This is a genomic window from Variovorax sp. W1I1 (assembly GCF_030815625.1).
Classification (GTDB): Bacteria; Pseudomonadota; Gammaproteobacteria; order Burkholderiales; family Burkholderiaceae_C; genus Variovorax; species Variovorax paradoxus_C.
Genome location: NZ_JAUSWZ010000001.1, coordinates 188,020 through 210,119 on the forward strand (window position 1 = coordinate 188,020; position 22,100 = coordinate 210,119).

At 63.5% G+C, this 22,100-nt stretch carries 26 protein-coding genes and 1 tRNA gene; 18 read left to right on the forward strand and 9 right to left on the reverse strand.

From position 1 onward, the window contains the following. Positions 1–94: 94 nt before the first annotated feature. Positions 95–877, forward strand: a complete 783-nt coding sequence (locus QFZ83_RS00875; protein WP_206175684.1) for an SDR family NAD(P)-dependent oxidoreductase — start codon at positions 95–97, stop codon at positions 875–877. A 148-nt stretch (positions 878–1,025) separates the two neighbouring features. Beyond that, complete coding sequence (locus tag QFZ83_RS00880; RefSeq protein ID WP_307501495.1) at positions 1,026–2,204, forward strand: acetyl-CoA C-acetyltransferase; 1,179 nt, start codon at positions 1,026–1,028, stop codon at positions 2,202–2,204. Between the two features lie 21 nt (positions 2,205–2,225). On the opposite strand, the gene QFZ83_RS00885 is transcribed toward QFZ83_RS00880, so the two are convergent. The 4 genes from QFZ83_RS00885 to QFZ83_RS00900 all read right to left on the reverse strand — a co-directional run bounded on the left by QFZ83_RS00885 (position 2,226) and on the right by QFZ83_RS00900 (position 5,023). Then, positions 2,226–2,708 carry a hypothetical protein gene (locus tag QFZ83_RS00885; RefSeq protein ID WP_307501497.1) on the reverse strand — a complete coding sequence of 161 codons (483 nt, stop codon included), beginning with the start codon at positions 2,706–2,708 and terminating at the stop codon, positions 2,226–2,228. A gap of 192 nt (positions 2,709–2,900) precedes the next feature. Then, positions 2,901–3,443 carry a hypothetical protein gene (locus tag QFZ83_RS00890; RefSeq protein ID WP_307501499.1) on the reverse strand — a complete coding sequence of 181 codons (543 nt, stop codon included), beginning with the start codon at positions 3,441–3,443 and terminating at the stop codon, positions 2,901–2,903. Positions 3,444–3,492: 49 nt separating this feature from the next. Beyond that, positions 3,493–4,287 (reverse strand): phosphodiesterase, encoded by a 795-nt coding sequence (locus tag QFZ83_RS00895; RefSeq protein ID WP_307501502.1) that lies wholly within the window; start codon positions 4,285–4,287, stop codon positions 3,493–3,495. Positions 4,288–4,351: 64 nt separating this feature from the next. Next, the gene (locus QFZ83_RS00900) at positions 4,352–5,023 is read right to left on the reverse strand and encodes a nitroreductase (RefSeq protein WP_307501506.1); all 672 of its coding nucleotides are present in this window, start codon (positions 5,021–5,023) and stop codon (positions 4,352–4,354) included. A 177-nt stretch (positions 5,024–5,200) separates the two neighbouring features. On the opposite strand from QFZ83_RS00900, the gene QFZ83_RS00905 reads away from it, so the two are divergent. After that, positions 5,201–6,841 carry a 3-(methylthio)propionyl-CoA ligase gene (locus QFZ83_RS00905; RefSeq protein WP_307501507.1) on the forward strand — a complete coding sequence of 547 codons (1,641 nt, stop codon included), beginning with the start codon at positions 5,201–5,203 and terminating at the stop codon, positions 6,839–6,841. 269 nt (positions 6,842–7,110) lie between these two features. Here the strand turns inward: QFZ83_RS00905 and QFZ83_RS00910 are convergent, their stop codons facing one another. The 3 genes from QFZ83_RS00910 to QFZ83_RS00920 form a co-directional block, all read right to left on the reverse strand. Next, positions 7,111–7,596 carry a copper chaperone PCu(A)C gene (locus QFZ83_RS00910; protein WP_373424164.1) on the reverse strand — a complete coding sequence of 162 codons (486 nt, stop codon included), beginning with the start codon at positions 7,594–7,596 and terminating at the stop codon, positions 7,111–7,113. Between the two features lie 45 nt (positions 7,597–7,641). After that, positions 7,642–8,259: an SCO family protein gene (locus QFZ83_RS00915; protein ID WP_307501509.1), complete on the reverse strand. Its 618-nt coding sequence runs from the start codon at positions 8,257–8,259 to the stop codon at positions 7,642–7,644. A gap of 112 nt (positions 8,260–8,371) precedes the next feature. Continuing rightward, positions 8,372–8,773: a DUF2946 family protein gene (locus QFZ83_RS00920; protein ID WP_307501512.1), complete on the reverse strand. Its 402-nt coding sequence runs from the start codon at positions 8,771–8,773 to the stop codon at positions 8,372–8,374. 83 nt (positions 8,774–8,856) lie between these two features. Here QFZ83_RS00920 and QFZ83_RS00925 point away from each other — a divergent pair, with 83 nt between their 5' ends. The 10 genes from QFZ83_RS00925 (at position 8,857) to QFZ83_RS00970 (ending at position 16,642) form a co-directional block, all read left to right on the forward strand. Next, the gene (locus QFZ83_RS00925; RefSeq protein WP_307501514.1) at positions 8,857–9,291 is read left to right on the forward strand and encodes a GNAT family N-acetyltransferase; all 435 of its coding nucleotides are present in this window, start codon (positions 8,857–8,859) and stop codon (positions 9,289–9,291) included. Between the two features lie 104 nt (positions 9,292–9,395). Then, a complete protein-coding gene (locus tag QFZ83_RS00930; RefSeq protein ID WP_307501517.1) occupies positions 9,396–9,836 on the forward strand; it encodes a DNA-binding transcriptional regulator in 441 nt (146 codons plus the stop codon). Between the two features lie 108 nt (positions 9,837–9,944). After that, on the forward strand, positions 9,945–10,391 hold the full coding sequence (locus QFZ83_RS00935) for an SRPBCC family protein (RefSeq protein WP_307501519.1): 447 nt from the start codon (positions 9,945–9,947) through the stop codon (positions 10,389–10,391). A 212-nt stretch (positions 10,392–10,603) separates the two neighbouring features. Next, complete coding sequence (locus QFZ83_RS00940) at positions 10,604–11,890, forward strand: integrase arm-type DNA-binding domain-containing protein (RefSeq protein WP_307501521.1); 1,287 nt, start codon at positions 10,604–10,606, stop codon at positions 11,888–11,890. A gap of 271 nt (positions 11,891–12,161) precedes the next feature. Beyond that, positions 12,162–12,524 carry a hypothetical protein gene (locus QFZ83_RS00945; protein WP_307501523.1) on the forward strand — a complete coding sequence of 121 codons (363 nt, stop codon included), beginning with the start codon at positions 12,162–12,164 and terminating at the stop codon, positions 12,522–12,524. Further along, the gene (locus QFZ83_RS00950) at positions 12,517–13,083 is read left to right on the forward strand and encodes an AlpA family transcriptional regulator (protein WP_307501527.1); all 567 of its coding nucleotides are present in this window, start codon (positions 12,517–12,519) and stop codon (positions 13,081–13,083) included. The genes QFZ83_RS00945 and QFZ83_RS00950 overlap by 8 nt, the downstream gene beginning before the upstream one ends. Before the next feature lie 4 nt (positions 13,084–13,087). Continuing rightward, on the forward strand, positions 13,088–14,020 hold the full coding sequence (locus QFZ83_RS00955; protein WP_307501530.1) for a hypothetical protein: 933 nt from the start codon (positions 13,088–13,090) through the stop codon (positions 14,018–14,020). After that, positions 14,017–14,310, forward strand: a complete 294-nt coding sequence (locus tag QFZ83_RS00960) for a hypothetical protein (protein ID WP_307501533.1) — start codon at positions 14,017–14,019, stop codon at positions 14,308–14,310. The genes QFZ83_RS00955 and QFZ83_RS00960 overlap by 4 nt, the downstream gene beginning before the upstream one ends. 8 nt (positions 14,311–14,318) lie before the next feature. After that, positions 14,319–14,624, forward strand: coding sequence for a hypothetical protein (locus tag QFZ83_RS00965; RefSeq protein ID WP_307501535.1), 306 nt, complete (start codon positions 14,319–14,321; stop codon positions 14,622–14,624). 227 nt (positions 14,625–14,851) lie between these two features. Continuing rightward, entirely contained in the window at positions 14,852–16,642 is a 1,791-nt protein-coding gene (locus QFZ83_RS00970; RefSeq protein WP_307501538.1) for a phage major capsid protein, read from the forward strand. 80 nt (positions 16,643–16,722) lie between these two features. Here the strand turns inward: QFZ83_RS00970 and QFZ83_RS00975 are convergent, their stop codons facing one another. Continuing rightward, the gene (locus QFZ83_RS00975; RefSeq protein ID WP_307501542.1) at positions 16,723–17,205 is read right to left on the reverse strand and encodes a hypothetical protein; all 483 of its coding nucleotides are present in this window, start codon (positions 17,203–17,205) and stop codon (positions 16,723–16,725) included. 481 nt (positions 17,206–17,686) lie between these two features. Between QFZ83_RS00975 and QFZ83_RS00980 the strand changes: the two genes are divergently transcribed. The 3 genes from QFZ83_RS00980 to QFZ83_RS00990 all read left to right on the forward strand — a co-directional run bounded on the left by QFZ83_RS00980 (position 17,687) and on the right by QFZ83_RS00990 (position 19,332). Next, positions 17,687–17,884: a hypothetical protein gene (locus QFZ83_RS00980; protein ID WP_307501544.1), complete on the forward strand. Its 198-nt coding sequence runs from the start codon at positions 17,687–17,689 to the stop codon at positions 17,882–17,884. A gap of 43 nt (positions 17,885–17,927) precedes the next feature. Continuing rightward, complete coding sequence (locus QFZ83_RS00985; RefSeq protein WP_307501547.1) at positions 17,928–18,239, forward strand: helix-turn-helix domain-containing protein; 312 nt, start codon at positions 17,928–17,930, stop codon at positions 18,237–18,239. A gap of 94 nt (positions 18,240–18,333) precedes the next feature. Further along, a complete protein-coding gene (locus QFZ83_RS00990) occupies positions 18,334–19,332 on the forward strand; it encodes a reverse transcriptase family protein (RefSeq protein WP_307501551.1) in 999 nt (332 codons plus the stop codon). 257 nt (positions 19,333–19,589) lie between these two features. Here QFZ83_RS00990 and QFZ83_RS00995 read toward each other — a convergent pair. Further along, a tRNA-Met gene (locus QFZ83_RS00995) sits at positions 19,590–19,666 on the reverse strand. 263 nt (positions 19,667–19,929) lie between these two features. Here QFZ83_RS00995 and QFZ83_RS01000 point away from each other — a divergent pair. Further along, entirely contained in the window at positions 19,930–20,595 is a 666-nt protein-coding gene (locus QFZ83_RS01000; RefSeq protein WP_307501554.1) for a sigma-70 family RNA polymerase sigma factor, read from the forward strand. 73 nt (positions 20,596–20,668) lie between these two features. Beyond that, a complete protein-coding gene (locus QFZ83_RS01005) occupies positions 20,669–22,066 on the forward strand; it encodes a hypothetical protein (RefSeq protein ID WP_307501557.1) in 1,398 nt (465 codons plus the stop codon). The last annotated feature ends 34 nt before the right edge of the window (positions 22,067–22,100 follow it).

Here is a 22,100-nt window from a genome sequence, read left to right on the forward strand (position 1 = left end):
TGAGCGCCTTGAAATTCCGTCGCTTCCGACGATTCCGGCGGGTGATTCTGCTGCCTAAACTGGTTTTCGAACAACCTTCCGGAGACACCCCAAGATGCAACTCGATGCCAGTATTTCCGCCGTCGTGACCGGCGGCGCCTCGGGCCTGGGCGCCGCCACCGCGCGCCGCCTGGCCAGCCATGGCGTGAAGGTCGCGCTGTTCGACCTCAACGCGGAGCAGGGCGAGGCGCTCGCCAAGGAACTGGGCGGCGTGTTCTGCAAGGTCGACGTGACCTCCGAGGAGCAGGTCGACGCCGCCTTCGCCAAGGCCCGCGCGGCGCACGGGCAGGAGCGGGTGCTGGTCAACTGCGCGGGCACCGGCAACGCGGTGAAGACCGCGAGCCGCGACAAGGCGACGGGCGAGATCAAGCACTTTCCGCTCGCCAACTTCGACCGCATCATCCAGATCAACCTCGTGGGCACCTTCCGCTGCATCGCCAAGTCGGCGGCCGGCATGCTCACGCTCGACATGCTGCAGGACGGCGAGCGCGGCGCCATCGTCAACACCGCCTCGGTGGCCGCGCAGGACGGGCAGATGGGACAGGCGGCCTACACCGCGTCGAAGGCCGGCATCGTCGGCATGACGCTGCCGATTGCGCGCGACTTGATGAGCGAAGGCATCCGCGTGAACACGATCCTGCCGGGCATCTTCGACACGCCGCTTTTGCAGGGCGCGCCCGACAACGTGAAGGCGGCGCTGGCGGCCTCGGTGCCGTTTCCGAAGCGCCTCGGCAATCCGGCGGAGTACGCGACGCTGGCGGAGCTGATGATCACGAACGGCTATTTCAATGGCGAGAGCGTGCGGCTGGATGGGGCCATCCGCATGGCGCCGCGCTGAGAACGATGCCTCTTGCTCCTTCCCCCTTTGGGGGAAGGTTGGGATGGGGGCAGGCGCCCGAAGCGAGCGCCGCTTGCCCCCACCCCAGCCCTCCCCCAGAGGGGGAGGGAGCCCCAATCCCATTCCCACTTCTGAACAGGAGACTCCCATGCCCGAAGCCTTTATCGTCGCCGCCGCCCGCACCGCAGGCGGCCGCCGCAACGGCCGCCTGTCCGGCTGGCACCCCGCCGACCTCGCCGCGCAGGTGCTCAACGCGCTGGTCGAGCGCACCGACGTCGACCCGGCGCAGGTCGAGGACGTCATCATGGGCTGCGTCGGCCAGGTCGGCGAGCAGGCCTCGAACATCGCGCGCAACGCGGTGCTGGCCTCGCGGCTGCCCGAGTCGGTGCCGGCCACCTCGGTCGACCGGCAGTGCGGCTCATCGCAGCAGGCGCTGCATTTCGCGGCGCAGGCTGTGATGTCGGGCAGCATGGACATCGTGATCGCCGCCGGCGTCGAGAGCATGACGCGCGTGCCCATGGGCACGCCGAACATCCTGCCGATGAAGAACGGCCTGGGCTTCTACGTGAGCCCGCTGATGCAGAAGCGCTACCCCGACATCCAGTTCAGCCAGTTCACCGGCGCCGAGATGATCGCGAAGAACTACGGCATCGAGAAATCCGAGCTCGACGCCTACGCGATGCGCAGCCACCGCAACGCCATCGCCGCGACGAAGGCGGGCCTGTTCGACACCGAGATCGTGCCCGTGGCCGCGCGCCTGAACGACGGCACCGAGCCGGGCGACATGCACACCACCGACGAAGGCATCCGCTACGACGCCACGCTGGAGAGCATCGCCGGGGTGAAGCTCATCGCCGAAGGCGGCCGCTGCACCGCGGCCACCGCGAGCCAGATCTGCGACGGCGCGAGCGGCGTGATGGTGGTGAATGAGCGCGGGCTCAAGGCGCTGGGCGTGAAGCCGCTCGCGCGCATCCACCACATGAGCGTGATGGGGCACGACCCGGTGATCATGCTGGAGGCGCCGCTGCCCGCAACGCAACGCGCCTTGAAGAAGGCCGGCATGAAGATCGAGGACATCGACCTGTACGAGGTCAACGAAGCCTTCGCGCCGGTGCCGCTGGCCTGGCTGCAGGCATTGGGTGCCGACCCGGAACGCCTGAACGTGAATGGCGGCGCGATCGCGCTGGGTCATCCGCTGGGCGCCTCGGGCACCAAGCTGATGACCACGCTGGTCCACGCGCTCGCGCAGCGCGGCAAGCGCTATGGGCTGCAGACGATGTGCGAAGGCGGCGGCATGGCGAACGTGACGATCATCGAGCGGCTCTGAGGGCGCGCGCCCAGCAAGAACTCAGGCGTGCCAAGCCTTCAGCGCGGCCCGCAGGCATTCCTCGAAGCCCCGCTCGACACGCGACGGATTCACCGACTCGATGCCCAGCGCCTCGTGCGTGACACCGTGTTCGCCCGAGCGTTGGTCGTAAGAAGACACGTGGTGCACCTGCCGTGTCGCCGCGAAGGCACGCAGCGTGAAGACCGACTCCCGCGAAGCCAGGTCTTCAAGCCTCACGCCGGCGACCGGCGAGAAGCGCACCGAGATGTAGGGCTTGTAGGGGTTGGCGAGATCGTCATCGACGATCGCATCGTGCCGCGAGGCGACGAGGTCGGAGGCGAAGGCGTCGAGCAGCGGCCTCACGCCCGCTTCGACCCGCGTCTTGAACTCCGAGAGAAACGCTTCGCGCGCGACCTGCGTGTTGATGGCGGCGGCCGCCTTGCTGGCGGCACGCGCAGCGATCGCGGCCTTGTGTTCTTCGATAGCTTTCTTGACCAGCGACATGGGGAGCTTCAGGTGTCTGCGTTCGCGTTCGCCCGAAGCGCCGGAGGGGCGGCGCGGGATCGGGGTCGGGATTAGCCCAAGTGATTCCTGACGGAAAAATCGGGCGCGGCGACTGTAACGGCGCGGCTTGACCGTCCCGCGGGCAAAGGCAAAAAGTATCGGTTGGCGATACTGAAGGTAGCAGTCAGGGGCTCACGCGACCCGGGAAAACAACCGGAATGGCGAACTCAGCAAACAGCCGAGCCACAGCGATGCGAGCCCGTCCGATGCCTTGTCGTGCCAGCCGTGCTTGTCGTCCCACAGCAGCGCGTCGTCTTCGATCTGCACGCTCCACTTGGCATCGGCGAGCACTTCGCGGCGAATGCGGTTGAGGCAATCGACCCAGTGGCGCGCGCCCTTGTGCATGGCGAAGGGTTTGTTGTCGGGAAGGGCTGTGGCACCTGACAGCACATCGTCGCCGGTGAGCCGCGACGCCTCGTAGAGAGTGAAGCTTTCCCAGTTGAGGCCCTTGTTGGTATGGGCATAGCGCTCGATCTCTGCGGTGACGTCGAACGCCTGCACGATCGCGTCGATGCGCTGCGTTTCGATGGGGGTCAGCGGTGTGTCCCGCTTGGCGGTGTAGTAGATGCTGAAGCCCATGGTGCGATGCCCTGAATGTTGATGGTCCGACGCAGATGATCGCAGCCAGCCCATTGAGCAGCCACAGGTGTCGTTGTCGAAGTGCAGATGCAGCATCGCGCGGCGGATCGGAACGACGATGCGTTTGCGACGCCGAGCGCCAACGTCACGCAAACGGATACGGCCCGTCCATCTTTCCGATATGGCTCACGTGGCTCACCATGCCCTCTGCCTCGTCCCACAGGTGCAGCATGCAACCCGGCCGCCCCAGGTACGAGGCGGGCGCCGCATCGGGCGCGAGCTGCAGCGCGATCTCGGTCGTGCTGCTCGGGCACGAACAGACGACCGTGCCCGCCCAGCGCTTAAGCATCGTGCGATGCACGTGCCCGCAGAGCACGAGCTCGATGTTGCCGACGCTCCGCACGATGGCCTCGAGCGGCGCCGTGTCGATGTACCGGTAGCTGTCCATGTACGGAATGCCGCTGGTGAACGGCGGGTGATGCAGCATCAGCAGCGTGGGCTTCTCGCGGTCGGCTTCGAGCGTGCGCTGCAGCCATGCGAGGCCCTCGGCATCGACGTGGCCATGATGGAGACCGGGAATACAGGAGTCGAGCGCGACGATGCGCACCGGGTGCGTGTCGATGCAATAGTGCAATGCGCCCGTCGCGGGCAGGTAGGCGTAGTCCGCAAAGGCCGTGCGGAAGTTCTCGCGGTGGTCGTGGTTGCCGGGGATGACGAGGTAAGGGATCGAGAGTTGCGCGAGCAGGCGGCGGGCCTGCGCATATTCCTCGGGCCGGCCTTCATCGACGAGGTCGCCGGTCAACAGCACCAGGTCGGGCCGCCGGTCGAGCGCGTGCAGGTGCGCGATGGCCTCTTCGAACATCCGGTTCGAATCGACCACGCCCTGGTACCGCTGGCCGGGGGGGCGAACGTGCGGATCGGAGATCTGGGCGATGAGCATGAAAGGGAGTTCCGAGGTTTCCTCCGGCCAAGCAGGATTCGTTCCCTCCGCCGATGTCCGTCGATCAGATGCCGATGAATTCGGCCACTTCGGCGAGCGGCGCGCGCTCCGTCACCAGCGCATCGAGCGGCTTGCTCCGGTCCGCGTAGCCGATAGCCATGCCGGTGAACAGCATGCGCTCGGGCGGCAGCGCGATGAACTTGCCGATGGTCTGCGGGTACATCGCCCAGCATTCCTGCGGGCAGCTGTCGAGCCCTTCGGCGCGCAGCAGCAGCATGACGTTCTGCAACATCATCCCGAGGTCGGACCACTGCGGCGGGCCCATGCGGCGGTCGACCGTGCAGAACAGCGCGAGCGGCGCGCCGAAGAACTGGTAGTTGCGCGCGAACCATTCGCGCCGCGCCGCCTTGTCCTCGCGCGGAATACCAAGGCGCGCATACATCGCCTCGCCGACCGCGAAGCGGCGGTCGCGGTACGGCGCGACGAGTTCGCGCGGGTAGATGTCGTATTCGGTGCCTTCGCCGGTGGGCGCCTCCTGCACACGCGTGCGCATGATCGACTTGAGTTCGTCGAGCCGCTCGCCGCCCACCACATGCAGGTGCCACGGCTGCAGGTTGCCGCCCGACGGTGCGCGCAAGGCTTCCTGCAGCACGCGGCGAATGGCGTCGGGCGCCACGGGCGTGCTCAAAAATTCGCGCACCGATCGACGGCTCGCAACGGCTTCGTACACGTTCATGCTTTGGCTTTCGTTCGGGAGGAAGGCGGGAATGGGTTCATCTTGAACGAGGCCGATGCTAGGGACAACCCCGGGGTGCTCAATCGTCCGTTCCGACGATGTGGCGTCTGCAAGCCCCTGCCTACGATGCAGCCGGCCGCTGCATGAGATTCCCGCTGGCGCACAGGAGACAAGAACATGTTCGGATTGATGCAAGACCGCCCGCTGTTGATCTCTTCGCTGATCGACCATGCGGCCACCTTCCACCCGCATGCCGAGGTCGTGGGGCGCACGGTGGAAGGGCCGGTCCATCGCACCAATTACGGGGAGGTGCAGCGCCGCTCGAAGCAGGTGGCCAATGCGATGAAGGTGCTGGGCGTCGAGCCCGGCGACCGCGTGGGCACGCTCGCGTGGAACACGTACCGCCACCTCGCGCTGTACTACGGCGTCTCGGGTTCGGGCGCGGTGCTGCACACGGTGAACCCGCGGCTCTTTCCGGAGCAGATCGACTACATCGTCAATCACGCGGAAGACAAGGTGCTGTTCTTCGACACCAGCTTCGCGCCGCTGGTCGAGCAGCTCGCGCCGAAGTTGAAGACCGTGCGCGCCTTCATCGCGATGACCGACCGCGCGCACATGCCTGCCATCGATGTGCCGAACCTGCTGTGCTACGACGAGCTCGTCGGCGCGCAGAGCGAGCGCTACACCTGGCCCGAGTTCGACGAGCGCACCGCGTCGTCGCTCTGCTACACCTCGGGCACCACGGGCAACCCCAAGGGCGTCTTGTATTCGCACCGCTCCACCGTGCTGCATTCTCTGATGGAGTGCGCACCCGACACCTTCGGCGTCAACTCGCAGATGACGCTGCTGCTCGCGGTGCCGATGTTCCATGCCAACGCGTGGGGCATGCCGTATGCGGCGGCCATGACCGGCATGAAGCTCGTGATGCCCGGCCCGCACATGGACCCGCAGAGCCTCTACGAGCTGATGCGCGACGAGAAAGTCGGCTTCTCGCAGGCCGTGCCGACCATCTGGCTCATGCTGTTCCAGTACTTCGACGCGCACCCGGAGATCGACACACACGCCATTGGCTTGAAGCGCATCGGCGTGGGCGGTGCGGCCACGCCGCGCGCCATGATCGAACGCTTCGAGCGCGACTTCGGCGCCGACTTCGTGCAGGGCTGGGGCATGACAGAGACCAGCCCTATCGGCGTGATCGGCAACCTGCTGCCCAAGCACCGCGCGCTATCGAAGGAGGAGCAGACCACGGTGAAGATGAAGCAGGGCCGCGGCGTGTGGGGCGTGGAGATCAAGATCGTCGGCGAGGACGGCCAGCGCCTGCCGCACGACGGCAAGGCCTTCGGCCACCTGCATGTGCGCGGGCCGTGGATCGCGAGCGGCTACTTCAAGGGCGAGGGCGGATCGGTGCTCGATGCCGAAGGATTTTTTCCGACGGGCGACGTGGCCAACATCGATGAAGACGGCTACGTGCAGCTGGTCGATCGCGCAAAGGACGTCATCAAGTCGGGCGGCGAGTGGATCTCGTCCATCGACCTGGAGAACGCAGCGAGTGCGCACCCGGCCGTGGCGGAGGCAGCGGTGATCGGCATCGCGCATCCGAAGTGGCAGGAGCGGCCGCTGCTCATCGTGGTGAAGCGCTCAGGCGCGGAGGTCACGGGCGAGGAACTGCTCACTTTTCTTTCGACGCGCGTGGCGAAGTGGTGGCTGCCGGACGACGTGGCCTTCGTCGACAGCCTGCCGCATACAGCCACCGGCAAGCTGCTGAAAACCAAGCTGCGGGAAATGTTCAAGAGATATGTCGCGGCGAAGTCAGTTTGATGACTTGTTCGTTTTTTCTGTGGACAACTCTGTGGGTTGCCGGAGGAGGGCGCCCTTCAAAGCGAGCATTGGCGGGCCTTCCCACCACGTTGCCTGTTGAATGAGCAGCCCGTCGCCTGGCGGGAAATCCGGGCTACGCAAATCGGTGGGCTCGAAGGCGGCATAGGGGGAAATCCTCAGCAGATTTCCTGTGCGATGCGCGGTGGTCTTGGGTAACATCGCCGGCCGTTCGTGCGCGGCGACCGGCGATTCATCTCTTGCAACGTCGCTCAGTGCTTGTGCTCGCCATGCGCGGCTGCAGGCTTCGCCGCGCTGTTGAGCGCGCGCACCGGCGCCTTCACCTCCAGCGTTTCGCGCTTGCCGTCCTGGCCTTCGAACACCAGCGTGAGCGGCACCGTGTCGCCTTCCTTCACCTGCTGCTTGAGGTCGAGCAGCATCACGTGATAGCCGCCGGGCTTGAGCTCGACGGTCTTGCCCGCGGGCAGCACGACCGAGGGCACCTGCCGCATGCGCATCACGCCGTCCTGCATGGCCATCTCGTGAACCTCGACGATGGGCGTCACGGGCGAGCTCGCCGAGATGAGTTTCGTGTCCTTCGCGGCGCTGAGCTGCATGAACGCGCCGGTGGCCTGCTGCTGCGGCACGGTCGCGCGGACCCATGCCTCCTTGACCGTGACTTGCGCGTGTGCGGTAGCCACGAGGAACGAGGCGGCAGAGAGGGCGAGGATGCGGGCGATGGGGGTCATGTTCGTCATGAGAGAAATCTCCTTGGATGTGAATGGATCGGGTTGAACTGAAGTTCAGGCGGTCGTCTTGAGAATCTTGCGCAGGTCTTCGGCGCATTCCGGCGCACCCTGTTCGTGGCGCAGCACCAGCCGGATTTGTCCCTGCGGGTCGTACACGTAGCTGAAGGCCGAATGGTCCATCGTGTACGAAGCGCCGGTGGGCACTTTCTTGTAATAGGCCTTGAAGGCCTTGGCCGTTTCGCTGGTTCTCTGCAGGTCGCCGTAGAGGCCGATGAAGCTCGGATCGAACGCGTTGGTATAGGCCTTGAGCACGACGGGCGTGTCGCGCTCCGGATCGACGGTGACGAAGATCACCTGCAGTCGCTCGCCGTCCGCGCCGAGCATGTGGCGGATCTCGGCGGCACGCAGCAGCGCGGTGGGGCAGACGTCGGGGCATTGCGTGAAGCCGAAGAACAGCATCACGGCCTTGCCCTTGAAGTCGGCCACGGTGCGCTCGCGACCGTCGGGGTCGGTCAGGCGAAAGTCCTGCGCGTAGTTGGCGCCGGTGATGTCGATGCCGTTGAAGCTCACGGGCAGTACCTTGTCGCAAGCGGCGAGGGACAGCGCGGCGAGGCCGCCGCCGGCAATGAGCAGATGGCGGCGTGAAAGTTGTCTAGGTCGTGTCGTGTGCATGAAAGCTCTCTCTGGCGGTCGCGCGAACGCGAGCGCATGAATGGCGGGAACGCGCGATGTGCGGCAACCACCATCGAGGCGGCATCTCACATGCGCAGGAACCGGAAGCGAATCAGCAGAGAGCGGGAGGCCCGCGCGCCGGCGGCGGCGCTGCGGTGATGGCGGCGATGTGCGTGTGCGCAACCGACGCGGCCGCGTGGACCGCGGGCACGACGGCAGGCAGCGAGATGCCGGGTGCTGCGGGCGGTGCGCCGCCGAGCACGCACAGCGGGCAGTCGAGGTGACCGGTGCCCAGCTCGTGCGCACCGTCGTCGGTGTGCACGATGGCCTTGACCGAACCGCTGGCCGAGCAGACCAGCTCCATCGACACCGGATACACCATCGGCGAGGCAATGGCCGCACCGAGGGAGAGCGCGAACCACAGCAATGCCCAGCGGATCAGCGGCACGCCCGGACGCCGCAAGACCGCATGGGCTGCGTGCCTGTTCGAGGCGGCGTGGAAGGGCGTGGGCATTGGCGCGGATTATCGGCGACGGGTACGGCCGGGGCATGTGCCTGCACTTCGCGGATGAAAGGGCTTTGCTTATGCTCGCGGACATGGACCATCAACTCCGAATCTCCACCGCGATCGAGGACCTGGACGTGCCGCTCATCCATCGCTTCCTGTCGGAAGAGTCGGCATGGGCGCGGCAGATTCCGATCGAGACCGTGCGCACGTCCATCCGCAACTCGCTGAACTTCGGCGGCTTTCTGGGCGAGTCGCAAGTCGCGTTCGCGCGGGTCGTGTCCGACTTCGCGACCTTCGCTTACCTCGTCGACGTGTTCGTGCTGAAGGAGCATCGCGGCAAGGGTTACAGCGCGGCGCTGATTGCGGCGGTGACGGCTCATCCGCAGCTGCAGGGGCTGCGGCGCTTCATGCTGGCAACCGGCGATGCGCACGGGCTCTACGCGAAGTTCGGCTTCACGCCGCCGTCGCGGCCGCAGACGCTCATGGAAAAGTACGTGCCGGATGCCTATGTGCGCGTGCCTTGAACGGATCGTGCGAACGCGTGTCCAGGCCCCGGCCTAGGTAGCTTGCGGTTGCGCTTACAAGGCCTGATAACCGAGGCCGTTTACGATTTGGTCACAATGCGGGCATGCCAAACATTGCATCCATCCTCAAAGCCGAAATCTCACGCGTTGCCAGGAAAGAAGTGCGCGCGGAGATCGACATTCTCAAAAAGGCATCCGCCAACCATCGCGCCTCGATTGCTGCATTGCGTCGACAGGTGAGTGCGTTGGAAAAAGAGCTGCGGCGTGCCGCCAAGGGCTCCGCGCGCCGCGCACCGGCCGATGATTCCGGTGACGCGAACGAGGCGGGGCCGAAGCGCCGTTTCAGCGCGACGCGGCTGGCTGCGCACCGCAGCAAGCTCGATCTCTCCGCAGCGTCCTACGGAAAGCTCGTGGGCGTGTCGGGCCAGACGATCTATCACTGGGAGCAGGGGAAGGCCAGGCCCCGTGCGGTGCAGCTCGAAAAGCTCGCCGCAGTCAGAGAGCTGGGCAAGCACGAAGTGGCCGAGCGGCTGGAAACTGCGTAGAAGGAAGCATCGCCCGTCCAGGGCGATTGATTGGCAGGATCTACGGTTTCTCGGTCCTTGTGATGCACCTTGGATGTCCGTAGGCTCATGGTTTCGAAAGGAAGAACCATGAGCACCAATACAGTCAGATTGCATCGCGTCCTTGCCGCAAAACCCGAAAAGGTCTATCGGGCATTTCTCGACGCAGACGCCAAGGCGCGGTGGCTGCCGCCCAATGGCTTCACGGGCAAGGTCCACGAGATGGAAGCCAAGGTGGGCGGCAAGTACAGGATGTCGTTCACGAACTTCACCACGGGCAAGAGCCATTCGTTCGGCGGCGAATACCAGGAGCTCGTGCCGAACGAGCGGTTGCGCTACACCGACGTTTTCGACGATCCGAACCTGCCGGGGAAGGTTCAGGTGACGGTCACGCTGAAACAGGTGTCGGTCGGCACGGAACTGAGCATCGTCCAGGAAGGACTGCCCGAGGTGATTCCGGTGGAAGCCTGCTATCTCGGCTGGCAGGAGTCGCTGCGGAATCTCGCGAGGCTGGTGGAGCCGGAGATCAACGAGTAGCGGGCGCCGCGCAGTCGTCTGTCGGCCAGACGAAAAAAAAGCCCTAAGTAGTTGATCTGCTTAGGGCTTTTGGCTTTGGCGGAGAACCGCTTCGGCAGTGTTGGTGGCTCTTCACTGGATCGAAAGATCCTTTGAGAGCCGCGCCGATCCTAGATATTTGTTCGGGTGCGACCTTGAGTTCCTGCAACACTTACTGCACCTGAAAATCCACTATGCCACGCAATCTAATCGGTTCCGACACGTCCCTTCGATCCATCAAACCCGGCGATCCTCGTAGGCGCATTTCCGACGGCGACGGCCTCTACATCCTGCTTTTCGTGAACGGCGGCGCCCACGGATGGCGCTTTGACTACAGCATCGCCGGCAAGCGCAAAACGCTCTCGCTCGGCACCTACCCCACCATCGGTATCGGCTTGGCCCGCGAGCGCGCCGAGGACGCTCGCAGGAAGGTTGCCCAAGGCATCGATCCCAGCGAGGCCAGAAAGGCCGTCCGTGCGGCGCATGTCCAGGCCCGTGAAGCTGCGACACGCGCCGAGGCCGGCATGCCTGTGCTCGACAGCTTCGAGCACGTCGCACGCGAATGGTACGAGGTGCGCCGCGCCGACTGGGCCGAGAGCTACGGCGTCAAGATCATCGGCCGGCTGGAGAACGATGTGTTCCCCTACATCGGCACGCGACCCATTTCGCAGATTGACCCGCCCGAGCTGCTGACGGTCATCCGTCGCATCGAGTCTCGCGGCGTGGTCGAGACTGCACACCGTGCGCTGGAGAACTGCGGCCAGGTCTTCCGCTTCGCCGTCGCCACGGGGCGCGCGACGAGCAATCCAGCTCGCGACCTGAAGGACGCGTTGCGCAAACCACTCGTGCAGCACTTCCCGGCCATCACCGACCCCAAGCGCTTGGGCGAACTGCTGCGCGCCTGCGATGGCTACAAGGGCACACACGTTGTGCGGACTGCACTGAAGCTGGCCCCCATGATCCTGCTGCGTCCTGGCGAGCTGCGGCATGCGAAGTGGGAAGAGATCGACCTCGACGCCGGGCTGTGGACCGTGCCCGCTGCGCGCATGAAGCGGAAGAAGGTCGGCAAGTTGCATGGGGCGCCTCACTTGGTGCCCCTGGCAACGCAGGCCGTTGAGGCCTTGCGCGACCTGTACCCATTGACGGGGCGCAGCCCATACGTGTTCACGGGCGAGCGCAGCCACGAACGCCCCATGAGCGATGCAGCCATCAACGCCGCATTGCGCGCAATGGGCTTCGGCAAAGACGAAGTGACAGCCCACGGATTCCGTGCGACCGCGCGCACCATCCTCGCGGAGCGTCTGGGCGTTGACGAGTCGGTGATCGAGGCACAGCTCGCGCACGCCGTCAAAGACAGCCTCGGCCGGGCGTACAACCGAACAGAGTTTCGCGTGGAACGTTTTTCGATGATGCAGAGATGGGCCGACTACCTCGACGAATTGCGTCGCGGTGCAGACGTGGTGAAGCTCCGCGCGGCTTGACGACATCGGTCCAGACCGCGTACATTGTTGTTGCCTCGTGATGAGCGGGGTCGGGTTGGGAAGCCCGCTGCAATCCTGCGACGAAAGCCGCAGTCACCGCACATGGTCTGCGGCTTTTTCGTTCGCGCCCCATTTTTGGCGGCTCGAATGGGAGGGCGCGAGCCCTGCCGGTTTCCGCAAGGATTGCCCGGTCTTCCTACCCGTTCGAGCTGCCGCCCTCTTTGGGAAGAGAGGACGGCGGTTGTAGCAAACCGCAATCCTTGGAGGCCCTATGGCCGATTCTTCTTACGCTGGCGCCGACGCCGGCTGCTCCGCTGCGAGCTATCGCCCCACCGCTCAATTCAAGCCCTTTGAATGGGTACGAGGGGAAGGGCTGAGCCTTCCCCAGCAACGGCTCGCCCAATTCCTGAACGACACGCGCGACGTAGTGCAAGGCACACACACGCTCGCTCAACTGCTTTCGTGGGACGAAGACCGGCGCGAATCCGCCTGTTCTGACGAGAGCCCTGCGCCCATCTTCAACGCCTGCCATCGCGGGGCAATTGAACGGCTCATGGCGGCGTCGCTGGGCCTTCTCAGCGCACAAATCGAGCGCCAGTGCGACGCCCTAGACGGAGCCCGCCGCCATGGATAAGAACGCAGTACTGACATTTTCTGCCTTAGCAATGTCACATCGCTCCGAGGAACCTCGCTCCATGCTCACTTCCGAAACCGTCCGCATGGAATCTCCACCACCCCTCAAAACCGCGTCAGGCGACCGCGTTCCGAGCGATGGCACTACGGCTCAACACAAGACCTTCGAAGGGGGTGCAGAACATCATCAATCTGGTGTTGCTTGTGACATGCAGGAGGTGACATCCCGGGCCTTGTCGATGTCACCTATTCCGCACGATCCTCTCTGCATGCTGAATTCCGACACCGTCCACATGAACTCTCAAGTTGCCCTCAAGCTCGCGCCGGGAGACCGCTTCCTAAAAATCCATGATGTGGAGCGTCGCGTGTGCTTGAAGAAGAGCGCGATCTATGCGCGCATGTCAGCCGGAAGCTTTCCTCGCAGCATTTCACTGGGCAGGCGCTGCACCGTGTGGCTGAAATCCTCTATCGATGGCTGGATGGCCGAGCAAATCGAAGCTGCGAACCACCTGGCCGCGTGCGGGACCCGTTCCACCGCGAAGCAAGCACCGAAAGCCTGAAGCCATGGCGGACATGCATTGGTTCCGTTGGCATCACGGAACAGTCACCGATCCGAAGTTTGGCTTGATCGCGAAGAAGGCAGGCACTTCGGTGACCAACGTCATCGCGATCTGGGCATCCTTGCTCGAAGCAGCCAGCGCGTCCGAGGATCGCGGCGACCCGGGCACGCCTGACTTCGAGGCCATTGACTTTGCTTTTGGGCTGGATGAAGGCACCACCAAGGGCGTTTATGGGCTCATGCAGGCCCGTTCGTTGATCGACCAAGACACAGGGCGCCTGACCGCTTGGGAGAAGCGACAACCGAAGCGCGAACGCGATGACGACACCGGCGCTGAACGGAAGCGCCGACAGCGTGAGCGCGAAGCGGAAGGCGTGACGGCCGCCGTCCCACCGAGTCACACCGAATCAATCAGTGTCACGCCAAGTCACGCCACGTCACGCCAAGTCACACCCAGAGGAGAGGAGAGGAGAAGAGATAAGAAAACACCCCCCTACCCCCCGCAAGCGGGGGAAGTGGGGGGCGAGGAATCTCAAACCTCCACGAAAGCGGGAACCGTCTGCAAAGCCATCAAGGCCAAGGGCGTAACCGATGTCAATCCATCGAATCCGAAGCTGCGCGCGTTGGTGGAGAAGGGCGTCGGCGTAGAGATCTTCGAGCAGGCCGCAGACCTGTGCGTCAGGGCAACGCCGCCGAAGGGTTTGGCATACCTGCTTGGCATTGTGGAGCGCCAGTTGCGGGAGGCCGCGGACATTGGCGCGAGTCCGGGTATGCCTGCGGCTGCATGGGACGAAAGTCGCAGCAGCGTTGAGGCGAAGGCCGCAGAGCTTGGCATTGCAAAGTGGAACGACGCCGATCTGAGCGCCGGCCATGAGCATTGGCCGGCGTACCTCGCGCGGGTGCGGGCTGCGGTCGAACGAGAGGCGAGTCCCGCATGAGCGCTGCTGCATCGCAGGTCGCGCGGCGGCTGGCGTATGCCATCAACGCAGCGTGCTCGGCTCGTGGCGACGATGACGCAAACCGGATAGCTCTGCTCGCAGAGGCGAGTCAACTGCCCGTGGACACACAGCGCGGATTGGCCGAGCACTTCGAGCTGGTCTATGTCGAGCTGCGGCCTCGGGGTCAGACGGTCACGGGTCCTTCCGCAGAGATGTGCGTTACGGGTAATTCGAACCCCAACCTTGGACTGTTCGGCGATGTCCCTAAGGGGTTAAGTGAAGCTGAATAGGAACAATCATGAGCAACCGTATTGAAGATTTGATGCTGTCCGACGAGGACACGGCCGCAGTCAATGCCCTGCTCGCGACGGCCGCCAGCGAGCGCAGGTTCGGCGCGCTGACCTTCTTCGCGGAGAGCCGTTGCATCGCTTGGTGTGGCCTGCTCTATGACGGCGTGCTGACCGCTCAGATGCTCATGCCAGCGGCCAGCGCGGCCACGGGCGAGGCCGTGGCTCGATGCCTGGCCGATGCGCTCCTCACGAGCATCCGGGCGAAGAGCGCGCAGACCGAGACCGACGCGGCACTTCGCAAAATCATGAGCTGAAGGAAACTTGCTTTCGCGTGGATTGTGTGATAACGTGGCACTGCTTCACGCAATCTGAAGTAAGCGGCTCTCACGACGTAGTGAGCGGTGCGCCGACACAGACGATACGTCGCGATGTAAAGCGGCATTCACGCGAAAGCAAACGAGGACGGCATCTGCCGTCGCCCATCCCCGCGAGGGGTGTTAACCGTTTGCGCCTGCTGAATCGCCGTCTTCGGACGCTATGCATGCGCTGGAGTCTCTTCATGCCAGAAACAAGGCACCGAGCGTTCACTGCGACACGCAAAGGTGATGCGGCCAAAAACACGTTTGACGCGAGCTTGAGCTCGGAATATCAGTACCTGCGCGGGTACGGATACGAAGTGCTTTCGCACGAGTCAAGCGCGGTTGATCTGTCGCGCAGCAAAGACGGTCTTCCCCTGCTGCTGCAGCACGATCCCGGCCGCCCCATCGGGATGGTCGAAAACATCCGCATCGAATCGAAAAAGCTGCGCGCTCGGCTTCGCTTCTTCACGACAGAGGCCGGCGTCGAGGCCGCGACCATGGTTGCCGAGGGACTGCGCACGCTATCCATCGGCTACGTGGTCGATGACGTTCAGCAGACGGGGGCGCGCGACAACATGCCCGTTTTCACAGTCAGCCGGTGGACACCTTTCGAGTGCTCGCTGGTTTCCATTCCCGCCGATCCGTCCGTAGGTGTCGGCCGCTCTTCTTCATCTTTCACTTCACAACACATCATGACCACTGCAACTGAAGCAACTGAAATTTCCGCACTGCAAACGCGCGCCCGCGAGGCCGAGCGCGCGAACGAGATCAACGCGATAGCCGCAATCATCCCTGGCGGCCCTGAGCTGGCACAGCGAGCCATCGGTGCCGGCGAATCGGTCGAGGCCTTTCAGCGTTCGCTCATCCGGCACCTTTCGACCAAGCCCGTGGCAACGGCTGACATCCGGGGCAACATCGCGCCTGCTGGTGATCGCTACAGCCTGCGCAACCTCATCCTGGCATCTGTCGATCCGGCCAAGTACGGCCACCTGTGCGGCTACGAGCGCGAGCAATCGTCGGAGATTGAGCGCCGCTTCAGCATGCGCGCTGAAGGCTCGTTCATCCCGGCGAGCGTCCTTCGGCGTGACCTGGCGACGGGGCTCAATGGCGGCAGCAGCGTTATCGAGGACACGATGCGCGGCGACATGCTGCTGCGCGTCCTGCGGCCGCAGGCTCGCGTGATTCAGGCCGGGGCGCGCGTTCTCGGTGGGCTCTCGGGAAATCTACGCATCCCGCGACAAACGGCCGGCGCTGAGGCCTCATGGCAAACCGAGCAGGGCGAAGCCCCTGAAACGAACGTCGAACTCGATGACTTGGAACTGAGCCCCCGGCGGCTGACGGCCTACATCGACGTCTCGAAGCAGCAGCTCATTCAGTCCTCGGTTGAGATTGAAGCCATGCTGCGAGATGACCTTACGAAGGCGGCCGACCAATTGATCGACTTTGCCGCCATCAACGGCAGCGGTATTGGCCATCAACCGCTCGGCATCCGAAACACGCCTGGCGTCGGCCGCGTCGCTGGAGGCGCAAACGGTGCGACGTTCAACTGGGGGCATGTAGTGGATCTGGAGAGCCGCGTCGCTGAAACCGATGTCGCGATGAATCGGCCAGGCTACCTGGCTAACGCTGCGACACGCGCCTGGCTACGGAAGACGCAGCGCGGGCCGGATATGGACTTCATCCTAGAGGGCAAGGTGCAGGACGAGCCTCTGAACTCATGGCCGCTGCTCGTGAGCAACAACGTTCCGAAGAACCTCAGCAAGGGCACTTCGAACGGCATCTGTTCAAGCCTGATCTTCTCGGGCGACTGGAGTGAATTGCTCATCGCGCAGTTTGGTGAGCTGGATGTGATCGTGGACCCCTACACCTTGGCCTCCACTGCCACGGTGCGCATCACGATCAATCAGTTCGTGGATATCGCTGTGCGGCAACCGAAGGCGTTTTCCATCATGGAAGATGGCCTGACGGCCTAAGAAGAATTCACCTACCTTGCTGCGCCAAGGTAGGTGAGTCAAAGACTGTGCCCGGCTTGACTGGCTCCGTGATGGCGTCGTCAATGCCAGCCAAACCACCATGCGATGCCGGCGGCGGCGACTCCTGCCACAACCCCCCAGACGTTTGTGAAGAGCCACTTGGCAAGCTTCATGGGCGTGCCTTCCGCACCGTTTCCGGGGGGAGCATTTACGTAGGTCGCAGTGACATCGGTCCCGACCTCGCGAATGTCCGCATCCGCATAGCCTGAACCGAGGCTGAGAAAAAAAACGCCGGATGGCTCTCTGTTCAAACGGTCGATTTGTTCGCGAGAGGTCTTTTGTAGATCCAGCAGCTCCGTCTTGCTTTCGCGCTCGGTACGAACGATAAAAATCTTGCGCATCTTCGTCACCGGCATGACCCGATTGCCGCTAACTAGGCTCGCCCCCTTCTTGTACGGCTTCAAGAAACGTGTTTTCAGGTCCGCTTCCATCAAGTCCATGAAGATGGTTTCTATCCTGGCGTCCTTGTCCTCAAACTCGGCAAGTACATGGTAGTAAGGCATGAGCAGTAGGCCTGTAGAGCGCGGGTGACCGCGGGCGCGGTCCTCTACGCAGCATGCCACACGTCGCTAGTCTTGCCGAGGCGCGAAGGCTCCAGATTGGGTCCGTCGCTGTCCATTCGTTGAGACGGGGCGTCGGCCGGCGCTCGGCGCTCCAGCTTTCGCTGTCAGCGAAGATTCTTCTTGACTTGGCGAAAGGTAGTCCTGCATAATCCATCCAGCGGCAAGAGATCAATCTCGCGATTGGTGGGGCGTAAGCCCTGTGGGGACGAAAGTCCCTGATCTCTCCCCAGCTGCAGTTCGGCAGGACCTCACGGTCGATGTCTTCTTCTGTGTCAGGGGATAGGCGCGTTGGCGAGAGCCAACGCGTTGATATAGGCCGGGGACATGACGCAATTCTTTCTCTCTTTTGACATTTCCTTAGGTTCGTTGCGAGAGATCTTGGCAATTCCGCCAAGATCGAACCTTAAAAAGGAAACCAAAAATGGCAAAAGTAAAATCCGCGGAATTGCGTCCGTTGAAGAGTAATGAGAAGTTGGAGTCGACGAGCACCGAAGGAAGTTGGAAACAACGTCCGAGCAAGTTGGCTCTTCTGAGTGCTGCAATGAATTTTGTAGGTGGTTTCGGCCGTGGGCTGGAGGCTATCGAAAAGTTGTGGGCATGGTGGAACGACATCTCGTAATCTAAACTTACCCTGCTCTTATTAATTTTTTAATGGAGGCTATATGCTCGGCGAAGCTCTCCGACTTATCCGTGTTTATCATGATCTGACTCAGACTCAATTGTCATATGAGCTGGGGATATCGAACTCTTTCCTTTCTGAATTGGAATCGGGAAAAAAGACTCCTACTTTGGAGCTTCTTTCAAAATACGGTGATCGGTTTCAAATTCCGTTATCTTCGTTGCTATTTTTCTCAGAAAATTTGGAAAAGTCGAAAATTACTTCTGGCATTCGAACAGGGGTTGCGCGCAAAGTGCTCTCTTTGCTGAATTGGGTGGCCAAGACCAATCCCAAAAATAACCCCGTGAAAGCTTAGGGTGGCTGGCGACGCGTACCGCCTCGATCAGTGTGCGCTTTACAAGGTGCGCTCCAAAACGAGGCTGGCGGAGATTCTTCACGTAAGTGTCCCGGTGCTGCTCGCCTTCGAAAAGTCATCCAGCTACAAAGTTTTTCAGCTCCCAGAGCAAATCTGCGAATTTACGGGCAAGGTGACAAAGGCTCGGCAGGTCGAAGAGCCGAAGCGCGTGCTTAAAGGCTTGCATGAGCGTATTCGTGATTTGCTTGCTCGCGTATGCCATCCTGACTATGCGCATGCGGCAATCAAAGGGCGCTCGTATCGCTCAAATGCCGAGTTCCATAAGAACTCCGATGTTGTGGCGACATTTCATGTCAAGAAGTTTTATCCTTCCACATCGGAAGACGCTGTCTTTCTTTTTTTTCTGCATCAACTTAAATGCGCCCCGGATATCGCGGGACTGCTCTCGCGATTGGTTTGTTTTCGCAAAGTGCCGGATAAACTAGGTTGCCTTCCTACGGGTAGTCCATTAAGCCCGCTGCTCTCTATCTATGCCAATAAGCCAATGTTTGATGCATTGGCTAAGCTTGCGCAGGAAAACGGAATGAAATTCACATGCTATGTGGATGATTTAACTTTTTCTGGCGCGCGAATTCCGATCGGTCTTGAGCGGCGGGTTACCTCGATAGTAAAGAGCCACGGCCACAAAATGGCCGACGAAAAAACAAAGATTTTTGGCAAAAATGTCCCGAAGCATATAACCGGTGTTGTTGTGCATGCTGGGAAGGTGGCCGTTCCGTTTGGGCGATTCAGGAAGGCCAGGAACATCGAAAGAGCGATCTCGGCTGCACCCGATAAGGCGGAGAAGATTCGCCTCATGCAGAAGCTCTCTGGGCTCTTGGGGGAGGCTGCGTATCTGGATACAAACTACAAAGCGTGGGCGACGAAGAGCTACAGACGCCTGGCGTTTATGAGAGCGACGCCGGTCGTGACTTTCACTGGCGTGCCGATGGAACGGCAGTTCCTTGCTACCGGGACAGACGGGAGTACAGATACTCTCGTTCCATTGCCGGGTCCGACTCCCGAGGGCGAAGGTGTCGCGCCTTGGGAGTAATGCAGGGTAACGCGCCGACCGAGATGCATCCGATTGCTCTCGGTCCGGGCGAACTGGCGTTGCATAGGTGCCGCTTAGCGCGCAATGCAGTAACTTTGATGTTGGTCACCACGTACTGGCACAGTTACTGACGTAGTTACTGCAGAATGTGTTGGAAGTACCCGGAGAAACGCGGAGAGAGGCGGAAAGAAAAAAGCCCTAAGTAGTTGATTTACTTAGGGCTTTTGAACTTAAGCGGAGAACCGCGAAAGTAGTGTTGGTGGCTCTTCACGGATTCGAACCGCGGACCTGTGGATTATGATTCCATCGCTCTAACCGACTGAGCTAAAGAGCCGTTTCAGCGTTTTGCGCTGAGCCCAAAATTATAGCCCAGTCCGCGGGACCAGTTCAACCACCCGCCGGCAGCTTGCCCAATTCTTCCGTCACCAGCCGCACAATTGGCCAGACCCAGCGTCTGGACCGGGTAGTTGGAAACATCGGCTGCGTCTCCCGAATCGGTCTGCTCGCAAGGGTTCGGGGTTAAACCGCACGACTTTTTCCCGGTGGCGAACCCCGATGCCCTCCGCCGCCCGTACAAGCTCAGGTGAAAATCCGCCGATGTCTGCGCTCCCACGCGCCCCTTCCGCCAAAGCCGCCACCGAGCGCGACGCCATGCCCGACGATCAGTTGATGCTGGCCTACGCCCACGGTGACGCCGCCGCGTTCGACGTGCTCTATGCGCGCCACGAGGGCGGGCTGTTCCGCTTCGTCAAGCGCCTCTTGGGCGCGCGGCTCGCGGCGCAGGCCGACGAGGTGTTCCAGGACACCTGGGTGCGGATCATCTCGGCGCGCGCGAGCTTCTCGCCGCAGGGCGCCGCCTGGCGCACCTGGGCTTTCACGATCGCGCACAACCTCGCGATGGACCGCCTGCGCGTGAGCGGGCGCGAGGTGGCGCTCGACGCGCATCCGGACGACGACGGCGACGCCATACCCACGCTCGACCGCGGCGTACGCGGCGCGGTCGATGCCGCCGCGCATCCGTCTGCGGAGGAGCTCGCCTTCTGGCGCGCGGCCGGGCGGCGGCTGCTGGCCTGCCTCGATGAATTGCCGGTCGACCAGCGCGCCGCATTCCTGCTGCACCACGAAGACGGCCTGACCGTCGAGGCGCTGGCGGCGAGCCTGGAGATCGGTTTCGAGACGGTGCGCAGCCGCCTGCGTTACGGCTTGCAGAAACTGCGTGGGTGCATGGAACGCTACCTGTCGGTGCTGGAGCAACGCGCATGAGCGCCGTGCCGGGCCGCCCCAAGCAAGCTCGCTCCCGCCTGGCGAGAAGGCGCGCAGCGCCGAGGGTGCACCAATGAGCAACGACACCGACCTCCACGATAACGGTGACGGTGACCTGCGCGACCCGGCGCTGCGCCGCGCGCTCGACCAGGCGCCCGATCGCGATGCGACGCCCGATCCGCGCACGCGCGATGCGATCCGGAAGATGGCGCACAACCTCGCCGCTGCGCCCACATCGGCGTCGGCATCCGCCGCCAATAACGCGAGCGCCGCGCCCTGGTGGCGCCGGCTGTTCGGCGGCGGCGACACCCGCGCACGCATGCCCTGGAATGCGGCCTTCGCCACCGTGCTCGTGGCCGGCTTCGTGACCGTGCTGTGGCACCGCGAGCCGATTCCCGATGCGAGGCTCGACGGCGAGGCGAAGGTCGCCAGCGCACCGGCGCCGGCAACCGCCGCAGCGCCGACGCCGCCCGCGGCGGAGACTGCATCCAGCCCCGCGATCGTTGCGCAGCAGGCACCCTCCGTGGCGGAAGCACCCGCAGCTCCCGCGCGCGATGCGGTCAGGGAAGCGCCAGACCGCGCGATAGCGGATGTCGCCCGCAAGCCCGCGCCGGCGGCTGCTCGCAAGCAGACAGAAGCAGCACCTGCGCCTGCCCCAGAGGTGAAGTCGGCGCCTCCGGAGCCGGCGCCTGCTCCGGCCGAAGTGCAGTCGGCGGCAGTACCTCTCCCTGCGCCGCCAGCCCCCGCTGCTCCAGTTTCTCCACCCGCACCTGCGATAGCGCCTGCGCCACCGGCACTCGCGGCGGCCGCGCCGGGCGCCGCCGAGTCGGCTGCACGCGCGCGTCAAAAGAGCGAAAGCGCGCAGGATGAAAAAGAGCAGGAGCGGCGCAGTGCCTATGCCGCTGCGTCACCCGCGCCTTCGGTCGCACCCGCTCCCATCGCCGTGCCCGAAAGAGCGCCGCCTGCCGTGGTGGCCGCTGCGCCACCCGCACCTGTGGCACCGGCGCCCTTGCGACGGGAGCTGCCGGCCAACGCATCCGGGTCCGCCGCGCGGGGAGGCAGTCCGAATGCCGACGTCTCGGGCGCGCTGCGCGACACGGCCCCGCCGCGCGCTGCTGCCGCCGCCAAGGCCGCCAGATCGCCGGCGGGTGCTTCGGCGTTCTCTGCGCTTGACCGCTGGACGTCCTTCGATCTCATGCGTGCAGGCCTGGGCGTGCAGCACGCACGCGGCGACATCGAAGGCCTGGCGGCGCTGGTGAACACGGTGGCCCGCTCGGCCACGACGGCCGATGTGCAACTGGCCGCGCCGGTCGAGGCGCGCCTGTCGCTCTATCAGGGCGGCACGGTGATCGCGGTGCTCGAGATCGCGGGCGACCAGGTGCGCTGGACGCCGCAGCCCGGCGGCACCGCAACGGTCGGCACGCCACCGGCACCGGCGCTCGCCGCACTGCGGGCGCTGCTGACGCGCTAGCTAATTAATAGCTGCGCACCGCAGCGCCTGCATC